Genomic DNA, 14,589 nt, shown 5'->3' on the forward strand with positions numbered 1-14,589 from the left:
ATCACGAACGACCACATAAAGCCAACGGAGGTAAACCACCTTTGATGGCTGCTTAACTTCTACTTTTAACAGAGTTTAAAAATGGGATGATTACCCCACCAGTAAGGCAATGCTGCTATTCACTTAAGTCATAAAGATTGCTTCACTCCGTTCGCAATGAACGTCGTTGCTAGGTCCATTCTTGTTTATGGACAGTGGCAGTCTCCTATTTTAATAAACAAGCTCATTAAGTGAACTGCATTGCCATATCCAAAAGGATGCGAGAAAAAATGAAAAGCTTATTGTTAAGAACAACTTAGAACGGCACACTTTTCATGGCAAATAAAAAAGTCCAGAGCACCGACGGCGTCTGGACAAACTGGGAAACCCCTAAATACCGATCCATTAATTGTTCAAATTAATGGATCCTAAGGACTTTATGAAAAAGTATCGTTAAATAGGTTGCCGGCCCAATCGAACATATCGCCGTAATTACGTGTGCTCGGTGCGCTCGAATACGGATAACCCGCACCACTGACTAACTGCATTGCACCGGTAGTCGCGTTGTATTCATAGGCGGCCGTCAACCATGTCGCTTCAGTGCGGGACACTGGGCTATAACAAGCCGAGTTGGTTTTTGGCGCCGGATCTGGGGCAATATTGTTCAACAGGCGCAGAATCGCATCTGCGCAAACTTTCGCTTCCCCATTGCCGATATGGCCGGCTTTAGGTTGGCCGGTACCTTGCGAATCGCCAATAATATGAATATTGCTAGCAAGCGTCGATTCATAGGTCATTGGATTAACAGGCGCCCAATTACCACTATTCAAACCGGCATCGAAAATAATCTGGCCGGCTTTCTGGTTCGGGATGACGTTCAGAACATCGGCATCGATTGTTTGCGTTGCACCGCCACTGACACTATAGGAAACACTGCGCGTGTTCGAATCAACCGCAGTGACCACCGCATTCGGGATATATTCAATGCCATACATCTCAAAACGAGCACCAAATGAATCCGCTTCAACAGTAATCCCTGGGTTAGCATCCAACACTGTTACCTTGGCACTAAGACCACGTGCATAGTTCAATACATCAGACACCACACAAGCACGCTCATAAGGCCCCGGAGGACAACGATAAGGCGCAACAGGGATGGTCATAACGAAGTGCTGACCGCTGCCCATTGCATCTAACTGAGATTTCAGCAGATTTGTCTGCTCGCCGGCTTTCCATGCATGCGGCACCCGTGTTTCATCGTGACCGTCAACATAATCAAAATCGATACCCGGCGCTAACACCAAACGGTCGTAACTCATGCTTGAGCCATTCGCCAAGGTAATGGTGCGGTTGGCTTTATCAATTGCCGTCACCGAGCTATTAATCATATTTACGCCACGACCCTGCTGAGCCTGATAATTAAAGGTCAGTCCGGCAGTGGTTTTTTGACCATTCAATACCAAGTTACTAAGAATTGGCGACACATAATTACTGTTCGGCTCAATCATGGTGACCTGCACGCCTTGGCCGCCCCATTGTTTGATGTATTTCGCCGCTGTAGAGCCGGCGAAACCACCGCCAACAACCACAACATGAGGAATGGTCGCCGCTTGCGTTCGCATCGCTAAACTCGGTGCAATCGCTGCAGTCGCACCGATGCCTAGCATTTTCAATAAACTACGACGGGAAAATTGATTGTTTTCAGTTGTTTTTTTCATGCTGCTCTCCTAGTCGTCATCACGATCATCGTCGTAATCATCATCCGACTCACTGTAATCACCAGACGTACTTCCATTGGCGATATAGGTTGCGATATCTTCACGTTCTTGTTGACTATAGCCAACCACTGCCGCGCCCATAATATGGGTAACGCTGTATTCACTCGTCATGTATTCCATGATCTCGCCATAGCTCTCGCCGGCAATGCTGTCCCAACCAGTTACCGAACGACCATTGCTACCGTGGCATTGGAAACATTGCGATGCTAATAAACGACCGCGTGTAACAACATAATTGGCAACCGGAATATCATTGCTGCTGGATGTGTAATCATCATCGTCATGACCATCGTTATCATCGTCTCGGTCATACTCATCATCGATACCGTCACGATCGCTATCGCCATCATGTTCATAATCGTCATCTTGATAATTACTAACCCCATCGTCGTCATCGTCGTCGTAATAATCTGGAATCTGATTATCATCTTTATCCATTGGGTCGTCATTCAGACTATAAACTGCAACACCGTCAACAGTCGTGACCGCAATATCCAAAGGCGTATCAGCAACACTATCGCCGTTGCTATCGACAATGTCATCCGGCGACATAGCCAAAGGCACAAAGCCTAAGTCAAATTCAGTACGCATATTGATAATAGAATCGCCGTTAAAGGTAAGCGGCGTAATAACTTGTTCAGCCGTTCCTTCATTGGTAATCATGACAATACGGCAGTCGGTTTGATATGGAAGATTCAGTGTGAACGGATGCTCTGCAGTACCATTCTGGACTGAATAAACAGATGGGTTACTGCCATCGGTACAAAACGCTTGGATAAAGGTTCCCGGCACAGTTCCGGACAGTTCAACCGATGCCGGTGTTGCGCTAGCGGTTGTGGAATCAGTTCCACCGCCGCCACAAGCACCGAGCATTAAAGAAAGAGGGATAACTGACAAATAGCCAGATAAACGGTGGTAAGCCATAATAAGCTCCTCGATTACTTAAATTAGTAACTTCATAACGCTCTTGGTGGCGTTCGCTTTAAAGTTGAATCGAGTATGCTTAGGCAAATCAGGCACGACAAGCGGCAAATGTCCAATAAGACAAATGTCTGAAGCTCTAACAAACCGCCTATATCTGTAAAGTTTTTCCTTGTGCAGCGAGATATAGCGTTATCACCATTGCGGATAGAAAAGCGAATATCTCAATTAAAAAAGAAATAAAAATACCGTAATTTATTCAAAATTCAGCATTAGCCATGAATAATCCGACTAAAGCCCATTAATTATTTTATAGCTTCTTCAAGCACTGCTTCAAAAGGCTCAAAAACCACCGGACGACCATTTGGATTAAGCGCAACGCCGATATTACGGCCGACACACATCACTTTTTGATCTTCATTACGAATAATCGTCTGCACAAAAGCATATTTAATGCGTGATTCGCGCTCCATCGTCACCGTAACCGTAAATTCATCATTCGGCCGTAATGACGCTTTGAAATCCAGTTCTGCACGGACCAACATCAAATGAATCTGTTGCGCGGTGTAATCCGCAAAATTAATTCCTAAATCGTGCAGATACTGGTGTCTGGCGTGTTCAAAATAGTGCATATAGTTGGCGTTATTGACTACGCCTTGCAAATCGCACTCATAATCTCTTACCTGCATTTGTATACTAAACATTGCAAATTTCTCCGTTATTAATTAAACATTACTATCTAAAGCAGTGTACCCTATGTAAATGATTTTTAGACCTTAGCTTGGGGCATACCCAATAAGGAGCAAAATTATGACCATTCTGGACTGGCACGAATCGGAACGCCCGCGAGAAAAGCTATTGGCGCAAGGCGCGCACAGTTTAAGCGATGCAGAATTACTGGCGATTTTCTTAAGGGTGGGCGTCAAAGGACTCAGCGCCGTCGATTTAGCGCAGAGTTTATTAGACCATTTTGGTTCTTTAAATGCATTATTGAATGCGGATAAAGCCGAGTTTTGCCAAGCCAAAGGCTTAGGCGACGCCAAATTCGTACAACTGCAAGCCGTGCTAGAAATGTCGCGGCGTCATTTTGAAAGCGGCCTACAAAAAGGCGATGCCATGCAGTCACCGGAACTGGTTGCGCGCTTTCTAGAACATCAAATCGGTCACCAACAACGCGAAACCTTCGGCGTATTGCTACTCGACCAACAGCACCATCTAATCAAATATCAAAGTTTGTTCACCGGCACCTTAAATCAAGCCAGCGTCTATCCTCGCGAAGTGGTCAAAGCCGCTCTAGAACAGAGTGCTGCCGCCATTATTTTGGCGCATAACCATCCTTCCGGCGACCCAACGCCGAGCCAAGCCGACATTCAACTCACCAAACAACTCAGCGACGCACTAAATATGATTGATGTACGAACCCTAGACCATATTATCCTCGGCGACAACGGCCGCTGGCATTCGCTCGCGCAAAGTAATCAGATGCCCTAAAAATTATTACGCGATTTGATAGCCGTTCTTATGGCTAATGGCGATAACCGTTGAGCGCGGCACATCACCATTAGGGAATGTTGATTCAATGCCCCATTCGCCCGGATGTTGAATGCCGACAAAAATCGTCTTACGGTCGTTGCTGTAGGCAAAACCTGTCACTTCCGCCCCCTTTGGCGCGACCATAAAGCGTTTAATCTCGCCGCTGTAAGGATTCGCCAATAACATCTGACTATTACCCATACCGGCAAAATCGCCTTGGTTCGTAGTTTTGCCGTCAGTTTGAATCCAAAGCTTACCTTGGCTATCGAAATGCACACCGTCCGGTGAGTTAAACATATTACTGACATCAACGTTATCCGAACCGGCCTGCAAACCGGTTTTGTGCACGTCAGGATTACCCGCCAACACAAATAGATTCCAAATAAATTCATTGGCAGCATGATCACCCTTCTCAGGAGTCCAGCGCACAACTTGCCCATATTTATTGTCTTGACGCGGATTTGGCCCGCCGACCGGTTGCGCATCACCGCCTTTATTTGGTTTTAAACCGCGAATTTTATTATTGGTTAAAGAACAATAGACTTCGATTTTATTCGGATTCACCGCGACCCATTCCGGACGGTCCATGGTGGTTGCGCCCACTTTGGATGCCGCCTGACGAGTGTGAATACAAATTTCTGCCAAACTCATTCCGGTACTTTTCGGCGTTAGAGGCAACCAAGTACCGCTGCCGTCTTCTGCAAACTTAGCAGCATACAGAATGCCGTTTTCCATTAAATCATCAATATCCGCGTCCGCTTTAAAAACGTTGTTAGAAACATAGCGATACAGAAATTCGCCGCGTTCATCATCGCCCATATAGACGACGATTTGCCCACTTTCGGCAATCACCATTTCCGCATTTTCATGTTTAAAACGACCTAAAGCAGTGCGTTTTTTCGGTTTGGAATTCGGGTTGCTCGGGTCAATCTCAACCACATAGCCGGAGCGGTTCGGTTCATTCATTCCTTTCGCCAAATCAAAACGTTCATCGACCTTATGCCAATCGTAACCATAACCTTGATGCGCAAGACCGTAGCGCTGTAACTCGGGACTGATCTCCAGTCCGCTATCGCTAGAAGCGTAGTAACCATTGAAATTCTCTTCGCAGGTCAAATATGTTCCCCACGGCGTTGTTCCGCTACCGCAGTTCGCCCAAGTACCGAGCGCTTCAACACCTTGCGGATCTTGTGGCGTTTTCATTAATAAATGACCGCGTGCAGGCCCGGTAATTTCCATTGGCGTGTGTGCGGTAATACGGCGATTAAACGGCGAGTCTTGCACTATCTGCCAACCGTTTTTAACTTGTTGGATTTCAACAATCGATACCCCAACCGCTTGCTGAGTTTTCAGCACATCGTCTAAGGTTTCCGGCGCGCCGCTTTTGCGGTTGCTGAAAAAGCCCGAGAAATTCACATACTCATTATTAATTGCCAATAGCTCACGACCCTGAACAGTGAAATGCTTCATGCCGTCATTGTTATCGCCAAAGGCCAATGCTTGTTCCTCGCTTGTCAGTAGCTGTTCGGCATCAAAAGTTTTTCCTTTTGACCACATTGGCTGCCCCCAACTGACCAATGGCCGCCATTGGTAACCTTGCGGCAAGGTCACGGTATCCTCGACATTCGCCGCGACCGGTTCAAAATCGAAGACATCAAACGCTTTTGACTCTGCACTTTCAGCATTGCCAATTGACGATTTAAAAAACAGACTACTGCCAAATAACAAGGCACTGCCTTTAAAGAAATCGCGACGGCTTAACGCCTTTTCCAGCACCTCTTCAAAACCAACCTTATCAGGTGCAGGACGAATGATTTCATCCACCCCATCATGACTTAGAGCGGTATGTTGCTGCTTGTCAAAATCGTTCTTAGCTTTCATGTTCAAACTCACTGCGGTTGGTTATGGCAAATAAGCGCTTATTTTGCCAGATTTTTAAAAGCGGTAGTAAACAGACAAGGCACCCGCTAAAGTTCTGGCGGTGTTCGGATTAAATTCATCGGCAATCAACTGTACTTTCAACCAGTCATTGTTATATCCCAATTCAATCGCTTCAGCGCTAAGGTTATATCCGATACGGAAATTATGCGTGCCGTACTGGTAAAGGTAGCTACTGCTAAAGAAACCCTTGATGGCATAGTAGTTATAATCGAAGCGTATACGATGGTTTTCAAAAAAGCGGTATTCACTATTCACAAACACCTTTGCCGGAATATCCTGAGTTAAGTGCTCATTGCTCTCCAAGCCGCTGTTAGTCGTGTATTCAAAGAGATTATCGCCCGAACCACGAACCGCTTCGCCGGTATAAATAGTGCGCGGCGCCTGATCCCAATAGATTGCCGCAAACAGATCTTTAACCGCTAAGCCCGCCGACCAGTTTTCCGTGACTTGTCCTCCTACGGCAAAATCGATAGCGTAACCATGCCCTTCCGGCTTTTGTTGCACATCACGATCAAACAGCACATCATTGTCATAGTAGTAATCTACATCCAAAGCAAGATGGTAATCCGCATTACTATCGTATTCAGCTGTCGATTGGTAAGAGCCATAAGTCATACGATGCGCTTGCAAATAAGACAAATCAAGTTGCCAATCAAATTTTTGCCAACGACCCTGATAACCGAGCTTCAAACCGGTCGCGGTAAAAAAGTTAGTATCGATATTGATGTCATAAACACGGTCGGTTTCAATCGGTAATTGGTTGACCGCTAAATAATAGAATTCAGCCGTATCGCCGGGAAACTCCAACAACATATCGCTGCGCACAAATAAACCGAGCGACCATTGATCCTTGCTAAAACCGATTTCGGCACGATTTAAAGAAATCGCTTGGTCACCGTTGTACAATTGTCCTTGCCAGTCCCCAGCAAATTCAAAAATCGCCATTGGCTCGCTATGGTTAAACCCTTCAACTTCAAAATAAACTTGGTAATCAGCCGCAGAGACATTCAATGCAGTGAAGCTTAGAAGCGGAAATAAAAATTTAGATAAGTGCTGTTTCATAAAACTCAGATGCTAAAAAATAAAAAAGGCGGTATATCGCAATAAACTGCAATATACCGCCTCGATCAGCAGCTTAAGCTAAATTTAGATGACGATTACAGGAATTCGAAAGAACCGTCTTTATAGCTCACTTTGATTAGACCACTATCAGTTTCTTCGATAACACCTACCGTCAGACCATCGACCATAATATGCGCGATTTCACCGGCAGCATAGGAATCATTAACTATCAACTGAGTACCGTTTTGGTCAGTAATCACAATATCTTCGTTGATTGAAGCAATCATGATGTCATAGATAATTGCCATCGCATCCGCTTTGGTGGTTGCCAAGGTAACAGCAGTATCAAGCGTTAAAGAGCGTTCACCCTGACGTAGAGTCAGGCTAGTTTCGCCGGTACGCAATGCCGTACGATTACTTTCTAGAGAAACGGTAACATCCGACAATTCACCAAGGTCTAACGCAAAAACTAGACTTGCATTAAATGCCATAAATGCATCCGCCGTTTCGTCAATCAAGTGATTATTATCCGCATCGTAGAAATCAGCAATATCCGGCAAGCTCGCCGAAAAACTTAAATCCGTTGCTTGCTCTCCGGCAGTCACAGAACCGCTGAAAGAGAAAGATTTCGGTAACGCCACAGCTTTAACCAAATATTCACCGGCGTTTTGGGTTTGCTGTTCGCTATAGTAAGTTGCGAAATCACTCGAAATAGTCCCACCGAAAACCACATCACTACTCTCTGAAGTCGCAACCGTCAAACTAACACCAGATTGAAAATCAACCGCTAAAGAACCATCTGTCAAAGTCGAATCGCTCGCACCATTAATAGCAAGAGACAAAGCGCTGTCTTCTAACTCAAGAACGGTCGAAGACGTGACAATGACACCGTTCGCAGCGGAAGTCGAAAGTTCAAAATTTACACTGCTATCCGAATCCAGATAATTACCGGTAAAACTCAATGTCAGATTAACCAACTGAGAACCGGTATCCGCATCGGTAAAAGTCAAAGTTCCCGAGAAATCGCCCGTCTCGCTATCGTTTGCAGCGCTAATGCTTACCGAGCCTGAATCGAACTCGAAATCATCGTCTTCGGTAAAGGTCTTGTTTTCATCAAGTTGACCGTTTTCGTCAAATTTTAGTGACTGAATCGCTGAAGACAGAACATTAAACACATGAACCATTGAAACAACTGGATTATCTGCCGTTTCCAAGTTATTTAGCAAAGTTACCGCCGAATCGACTTCGGTGGTAAAGCTAGTACCGAAATTCGGATCGGTAATGGTCGCTTCGGTGTTTTGTGCATAATCGCGAATATCAGCAACCAAAGCCTTAGCTTTACCGACGGCGTCTGCGGTAGCCGAATCTAATGGCGTATTCGGAACGCTTCCGGAACCGGAATTATCTGCATCATCTTGCAAATCCTTAAAGGCTTCATCTACATTGGCATTATTAATGCCGGCATGCTCCATCGTTCGTTTCGCCTGATCAATAATGTCTTGTAAAGAGATAGCTTGGTCGGATTCATCCGTTCCAACTAACGAGCCTGTGTCAATATAAGAACTGATCAGTTTCACCATCTCTTCCTGCAAGGTTGTACCGTTATCCTTGGCAAGATTAGCTAAGGCTGCCGAAAGTGCTGCCAACACAATTGCCTGATCGTCAACCGCATTGGCATCGGTGATATCGGCTGGAAATACATTGAGAATATTTAGGTTTAATAAAGCGCTGACTTCTGCATTGGCCAAAAGAATTGCAGCGGCATCGAAATTTGCCGTAGCTTTGGCTTTTTCAGCAGCCATGTGAGAAAACGGTGTGATACTCACTTTAATTTCATGTGCATTCGATTGCGCTTTATCTAGCAAGGCTGTCATCAAGAAAGCGCCGGCGCCCGGTTTAAACCATTCACCGAAATCAATTATTCCATTATTATCTTCGATGCCATCATCGGATGGACGGTCGCCACAGCCTTCGACTGCATCACATTTCATTTGCGAATCTTCATCCAAAGACAAAGTAATTTGAAGCGGGCCGCCGCCATAATTACCCGGAATAGTTACGCTGTAAAAACCATTTTCATCGGTGTCGACTGATGTAAACGTTCTTAGTGTTTGCTTAGCCGCCCCTAACTCTTGAACAGAAATTACGCCGTTCTTTACGATCCCTTTAGCAGCGACACCGGAAACGGTTGCGCCGGAAAATTCTGTATTAGTGTCATTATCGGAACCGGAAAAACATCCAGAAAGGCTTACAGAAGCGGCAATAATCGCTGACCCGAGAATTGAGCGTTTGAAAAATTTAGTGGTCATAACATCCTCGTTTGAATGATTTCAAATGAAATAGATCGCGACAGCAATCAAGCAGCGCAAAAATTAATGAGCACTATTAAAAAGCATAAAAATAAAAGATTTATTGCATAACACGATGTTTAACAAAATCTTCATATGCCGACCAACATAAAAAACCAAATTGGATTTAATTTGTAATCAAAACCAGCCAGCAAGCGAAATAAGTATCCGGTTAAGAAAACTTAAAGTCACAACTCATTTGAAAGTTAAACTTCTGCCCGAATAAAAAGATCATTTTCTCCCCAACTCCACACAATGTAGCCCGTCATAAAAGCTTCTTAATTATGAAACTTAGGCGCCATTTTTTCGTAACACTCCTTAGCTAATATCTTCGCTGTTTTTATTGTTCAACATCACCAGCAAGGAACCAACACAATGAAACTTAATAAGCTATCTATTGCTTTAGCGACCGTGCTTACAGGAAGTACGCTTTCTTTAGTAGGCTGTATTGACGAATCCGTTCTAGTCACAACACCTACCACAGAAACAGAAGTAAAAGCGGTTCAATCAGTCGAATTCACTAGCACGCCAGCACCTAGCACTGCTGAAGAAATGGCTATGACTTATACCACTTCTAAAGCTATCGTTAAGTATGAAGACGGTACTTCAGAAACTTTCGATCTTGAGTACGAAAAACTATTCACGACTCTAGATACTGTTGGTAACAACGCCTACCCAGCTGGTCAGCTTTATGACATGGACGGCTCACCGCTTTTCGATCCAAACGGCGCGCCACTTCTAGCCGAAACACCTGACTCAAACAGCCTACTTAAAGTTGGCGATAACATCTTCCTAGTTTCTCACCTTGAATATGACTGGCTATATGCTGACGGTACTCGTGCTTCTTCGCGTGCGCCAATGGGTATGCTGCAAACTTCGATCTCGCAAGATGCTGCAACCGGTGATCTTGATGCAGTTGACCAAAAACCAATCGACTTCTCTGGTGTTGACGGTCTATGGATTCCATGTTTCGGTTCACAAACACCTTGGAACACTCACCTAGGTTCGGAAGAAGATTACGACATGCAGTACAACCCGCTAAACAGCAGCTACTCACGCACTGAAGCGGCAATCGAAGTCATGTCTAGCATGTACTTCAACAACACGAAAACGGCTAACCCTTACCACTATGGTTACTTCCCTGAAGTAACAGTTAACGAAGACGGTTCAAACGAAGTCGTTAAGCACTATTCAATGGGTCGCGGTACTTGGGAAGCAGGTAAAGTCATGCCGGATTCACGCACGGTTTACTACGGTGACGACGGTACTAACGTTGCACTATTCATGTACGTTGCTGACACAGCAGGCGACCTATCTTCTGGCTCTCTATACGCTGGTAAAGTCGCTCAAACCGGTGATTACGCAGGAAATATGTCTTGGATTAAACTTGGCTCAGCGACGGATACTGAAGTTAAAACGCTAGCGGACAACAATACTTTTGATGACATTTTCTACAATGCTGCATTCGATACAGCAACTGAAACTTGTCCAGCTGTTGACGGCGTCCAAACAACACATGTTCGTGCCGGTTCAACTTTCGATGAATGTCTAGCCGTTAAACCTGGTAAAGAACAAGCAGCCGCTTTCCTAGAGTCACGTCGTTACGCAGCACTGAAAGGTGCTACCGTTGAGTGGAACAAAATGGAAGGTATCGCGGTTAACTCTGGCGACAACAAACTTTACATGGCAATCTCTTACCTAGATAAAGGCATGCTTGACCAAGGTCTTCCAGCAGACATGGAACACCTAAAAATGGCGAAAGTAAACGCTGGTGCAACCTTCACTATGCCAATGCAAGCGGGTCAAGTAGACAGCGACAGCAACGCAATCAACTCGAACCACGTAGTGACTTCTTTCATGGTTGAAGACTTACTAATGGGTCGCGATATCGCAACTGATGCACTAGGTAACACTGCAGATCCTAACTACATCGCAAACACAGATAACATCGCGTTCTCTGACAAGATGCGCACTCTGTTTGTCGGTGAAGACTCTGGTACTCACGTAAACAACTTCGTATGGGCATACAACGTCGATACTAAGCAACTTTCTCGTATCTTGACTAACGTAGCCGGTGCAGAAGCAACGGGTCTGCAAGTTGTTGACGATATAAACGGTTATGCATACATCATGTCTAACTCGCAACACCACGGTGACTACATCAGCTCAATGAACGCTGACGTTGAAGCGGCGGTTGAAGCAACTGGTAAAATCAATAAATTTGATGCTAACTTCGGTTATATCAAAGGGATGCCAGCTATCAAATAATCCATAACTTTTGGATTCTAAAAGCCAGCTTTATGCTGGCTTTTTGTGCACTATACAATGTAAATAGGAATCATAATGAATAACATTAAAACATCATTCCTGTTGGCTGGGATTTCACTTTTATTGACCGCTTGCGGCGATGTCACGGAGACACCAACCAACCTTATCGATAACACCGATGAAGGTACGACAACTGCGGCAACGCAGTCGGCACTGATCGGAAGTTATATCAATCCGGTTGTCTTTGAAGGTAACCCTTACCCGCAAGTGCCGGCACAATGTCATACCGAAACCAGCCTTGGTCGCCAAAATGCCTGTCTTTTCTGTCATACCAACGGCCTTTATAAACAAGGACTGGGGAATAACAATCCGCAAGCCGGCGCCATGCCGCAAGTTAATTTTCAAATCGACTATGGTTTTGACCCCTACAGCGCGCAAGCGCCGACCGCCGCCAAAAACTACTGGTTAAACACTCTAAGTCCAGAAACCTTGCTTGCAGCAATCACTGCTATGGATATTGATCCAAACGAATGGAACATGCAGGACTATATTCAAGAAGACAACTGGCAAGCCGCTTATAACCTAAGACTTGGCAAAAGCAGCGATTGGGACAGCGGTTACGACCAACCTTTCCGCCTATTGCCTGGCCTCAATCCGGCGGCACTACCAGCAGATAATGACGGTTTCGTACGCTCTAACGATGCCAAAGACATCTATTTCAACGATGATTTCGGAGGCAATACCGGTTGGCGCGCCATTAACTTTATGCCGTACGGCATCTTCAGTCCAATGACCGGTTCGGTTTCCGGCATTTATATTCGTCTCGCCGCACCGTTTATGCAGAACAGTTCTGGAGACTTCGACCTAGCCATCTACCAACAGAACCTTGATCTATTACGCGATGCAATCCAAAACCGCCTGACCGAAACTTCACCGACAAACTATTTCGGCGCCGCATCGGCAATTAAAGTGGTGGCAGGAAGTTATCCGCAAGGCACAGAACTGGCACACCCGCTGCATTATGTCGACACCACTGCCGACGGAAGCAACGGTAAATTACCTGGTATGCGTGCCACTCGTGTTAAAGAAGTCCGTTATATGTATAAAGACGAAGACTTTAATCCTATGGAAGCCAGACCGGGGGACGGTACCGGTGACCAAATCTATGGCAATGATAAACAAGGTTGGGTCGACAATGGTTCCGGTTGGTTACTAGCCGGTTACATCGAAGATAAAAACGGCGATTTGCGCCCACAAACCCGACAAGAACTTACCCAATGTATCGGCTGCCATTCAGGATTCCACTACCAGACCAAAGATCCTAACTTTACTAGCGGTACCGGAAATACTGTCGATAGTACTTGGTCATTTCCACGCGCTTTCAACTCCGATTTAGGTTGGCAGGAAATGGACTACCTCGGAACCAAGATTCGTGATGGTGTCGCTACTTCCACAACACCGGAGCCAATCAATCGTCATGCAGATATTGGCGAATTTGCTCTATTGTTAAACCATACCGTCAGTGCAAACCTTTATGGTGTAATGCCGCAATCCATTGAAGCAGGTTTGCAAACGGCGATTAATACAGAGAGTGGTTATTCCAGCAACTGGACAGCGATTAAAACCGATAATGCGGTCAATTTCGAACAGAGCGTGACCTTACGCCAAACACTATTACGTGAATATGTTGTTAGTAAAGACTACTTGAATCAAGACGGTACCATTAAAGGTTTCCTGCTTTATCCTGAAGCCGAGGACGCCATTGAGAATGCTCGTCGCTATCGTCAAGTCGTTGCCACCCAGCGTTATATTTACGGTAAAGATGTATTTTCGGAAACGCCGATTAGCTACCTCCACTACCGTGATTCCTCAATTGCAGAAGTAAAGAACGACGGTACGCCTTATCAGTTTGGCGAAATCATTAGCGAGCGCTCTATTCAATTGGATGAACCGACTCGCTTTGACTATAAAGCCGGAGACGGCATCACACTAATTGAAGAAGATAAACCATTTAACGAAGGCGGTACCTACTTCCCAGATTATGTGCCTTATCTTCAGTAAACCACTATATATTCACACGCCTTAAAAATAAGACAAATGAATAACCTGCAAGCGCTTGAAATAACAACGGAAAAGCGCTTGCATTTACCCAAGCTTTCATGGATAATTCCGCGTTCTTATTTCTGGCTCAAAGTTATTTAGCTGGTGAATATAGAAATATTCGAATATTTTTATTTAACGATTTTTTAGTTAATTCAATGAGTTAATTAAGATTTCATACTAGAAGGGATTGTGAAATGTCTAGAGTATGCCAAGTAACAGGAAAACGTCCTGTAGTCGGTAACAATGTTTCCCACTCTCACCGTAAAACTCGTCGTCGCTTCCTACCAAACTTGCACACGCACCGTTTTTGGTCTGAAGCAGAGAGCCGTTTTGTAAAACTACGCGTATCAACTGCTGGTATGCGCAACATCGACAAGAACGGTATTGACGCTGTGATCGCTGATATGCGTTCACGTGGTGAGAAGGTCTAAGGAGACTAAATCATGCGCGATAAGATCAAATTAAAGTCCACTGAATCTGCTTATTACTATACTACGGATAAGAATAAGAAGAACATGGCTGGCAAATTCGAGATCAAGAAATACGACCCAATCGTTCGTAAACACGTCTTGTTCAAAGAAGCTAAAATCAAGTAATCTTACCCAGATTATGTTGAGAGACCCGATCCACAAGATCGGGTTTTTTTTTATCTAAAA

Annotated in this window: 11 protein-coding genes; 5 read left to right on the forward strand and 6 right to left on the reverse strand. The window is 44.9% G+C overall.

What is annotated here, in order from left to right:
* Positions 1-416: 416 nt before the first annotated feature.
* The 3 genes from J3998_RS09885 to J3998_RS09895 form a co-directional block, all read right to left on the reverse strand.
* Complete coding sequence (locus J3998_RS09885; RefSeq protein ID WP_208150502.1) at positions 417-1,697, reverse strand: FAD-dependent oxidoreductase; 1,281 nt, start codon at positions 1,695-1,697, stop codon at positions 417-419.
* Positions 1,698-1,706: 9 nt separating this feature from the next.
* Positions 1,707-2,681: a c-type cytochrome gene (locus J3998_RS09890; RefSeq protein WP_208150503.1), complete on the reverse strand. Its 975-nt coding sequence runs from the start codon at positions 2,679-2,681 to the stop codon at positions 1,707-1,709.
* 302 nt (positions 2,682-2,983) lie between these two features.
* Positions 2,984-3,382 (reverse strand): acyl-CoA thioesterase, encoded by a 399-nt coding sequence (locus J3998_RS09895; RefSeq protein WP_208150504.1) that lies wholly within the window; start codon positions 3,380-3,382, stop codon positions 2,984-2,986.
* A gap of 106 nt (positions 3,383-3,488) precedes the next feature.
* Here J3998_RS09895 and radC point away from each other — a divergent pair, with 106 nt between their 5' ends.
* Positions 3,489-4,169, forward strand: a complete 681-nt coding sequence (radC, locus tag J3998_RS09900) for a RadC family protein (protein ID WP_208150505.1) — start codon at positions 3,489-3,491, stop codon at positions 4,167-4,169.
* Positions 4,170-4,175: 6 nt separating this feature from the next.
* On the opposite strand, the gene J3998_RS09905 is transcribed toward radC, so the two are convergent.
* From J3998_RS09905 to J3998_RS09915, 3 genes are all read right to left on the reverse strand, one after another.
* On the reverse strand, positions 4,176-6,092 hold the full coding sequence (locus J3998_RS09905) for a PhoX family protein (protein WP_208150506.1): 1,917 nt from the start codon (positions 6,090-6,092) through the stop codon (positions 4,176-4,178).
* Positions 6,093-6,146: 54 nt separating this feature from the next.
* Positions 6,147-7,214, reverse strand: a complete 1,068-nt coding sequence (locus tag J3998_RS09910; RefSeq protein ID WP_208150507.1) for a hypothetical protein — start codon at positions 7,212-7,214, stop codon at positions 6,147-6,149.
* Positions 7,215-7,309: 95 nt separating this feature from the next.
* Positions 7,310-9,523, reverse strand: a complete 2,214-nt coding sequence (locus J3998_RS09915) for a hypothetical protein (protein WP_208150508.1) — start codon at positions 9,521-9,523, stop codon at positions 7,310-7,312.
* A 414-nt stretch (positions 9,524-9,937) separates the two neighbouring features.
* On the opposite strand from J3998_RS09915, the gene J3998_RS09920 reads away from it, so the two are divergent.
* From J3998_RS09920 to rpmG, 4 genes are all read left to right on the forward strand, one after another.
* The gene (locus J3998_RS09920) at positions 9,938-11,830 is read left to right on the forward strand and encodes a PhoX family protein (RefSeq protein WP_208150509.1); all 1,893 of its coding nucleotides are present in this window, start codon (positions 9,938-9,940) and stop codon (positions 11,828-11,830) included.
* A 75-nt stretch (positions 11,831-11,905) separates the two neighbouring features.
* Positions 11,906-13,891 carry a hypothetical protein gene (locus J3998_RS09925; protein ID WP_208150510.1) on the forward strand — a complete coding sequence of 662 codons (1,986 nt, stop codon included), beginning with the start codon at positions 11,906-11,908 and terminating at the stop codon, positions 13,889-13,891.
* A 236-nt stretch (positions 13,892-14,127) separates the two neighbouring features.
* Positions 14,128-14,364 (forward strand): 50S ribosomal protein L28, encoded by a 237-nt coding sequence (gene rpmB / locus J3998_RS09930; RefSeq protein WP_208150511.1) that lies wholly within the window; start codon positions 14,128-14,130, stop codon positions 14,362-14,364.
* A 12-nt stretch (positions 14,365-14,376) separates the two neighbouring features.
* The gene (gene rpmG / locus J3998_RS09935) at positions 14,377-14,529 is read left to right on the forward strand and encodes a 50S ribosomal protein L33 (protein WP_173274019.1); all 153 of its coding nucleotides are present in this window, start codon (positions 14,377-14,379) and stop codon (positions 14,527-14,529) included.
* Positions 14,530-14,589 lie beyond the last annotated feature (60 nt).

The organism is Thiomicrorhabdus marina, assembly GCF_017571465.1.
Lineage (GTDB): Bacteria > Pseudomonadota > Gammaproteobacteria > Thiomicrospirales > Thiomicrospiraceae > Thiomicrorhabdus > Thiomicrorhabdus marina.

What these genes read in the sequence shown, in the direction of transcription:
- J3998_RS09885 (WP_208150502.1), bottom strand. Translation starts at nt 1,697, where the DNA reads ATGAAAAAAACAACTGAAAACAATCAATTTTCCCGTCGTAGTTTATTG.
- J3998_RS09890 (WP_208150503.1), bottom strand. Translation starts at nt 2,681, where the DNA reads ATGGCTTACCACCGTTTATCTGGCTATTTGTCAGTTATCCCTCTTTCT.
- J3998_RS09895 (WP_208150504.1), bottom strand. Translation starts at nt 3,382, where the DNA reads ATGTTTAGTATACAAATGCAGGTAAGAGATTATGAGTGCGATTTGCAA.
- radC (WP_208150505.1), top strand. Translation starts at nt 3,489, where the DNA reads ATGACCATTCTGGACTGGCACGAATCGGAACGCCCGCGAGAAAAGCTA.
- J3998_RS09905 (WP_208150506.1), bottom strand. Translation starts at nt 6,092, where the DNA reads ATGAAAGCTAAGAACGATTTTGACAAGCAGCAACATACCGCTCTAAGT.
- J3998_RS09910 (WP_208150507.1), bottom strand. Translation starts at nt 7,214, where the DNA reads ATGAAACAGCACTTATCTAAATTTTTATTTCCGCTTCTAAGCTTCACT.
- J3998_RS09915 (WP_208150508.1), bottom strand. Translation starts at nt 9,523, where the DNA reads ATGACCACTAAATTTTTCAAACGCTCAATTCTCGGGTCAGCGATTATT.
- J3998_RS09920 (WP_208150509.1), top strand. Translation starts at nt 9,938, where the DNA reads ATGAAACTTAATAAGCTATCTATTGCTTTAGCGACCGTGCTTACAGGA.
- J3998_RS09925 (WP_208150510.1), top strand. Translation starts at nt 11,906, where the DNA reads ATGAATAACATTAAAACATCATTCCTGTTGGCTGGGATTTCACTTTTA.
- rpmB (WP_208150511.1), top strand. Translation starts at nt 14,128, where the DNA reads ATGTCTAGAGTATGCCAAGTAACAGGAAAACGTCCTGTAGTCGGTAAC.
- rpmG (WP_173274019.1), top strand. Translation starts at nt 14,377, where the DNA reads ATGCGCGATAAGATCAAATTAAAGTCCACTGAATCTGCTTATTACTAT.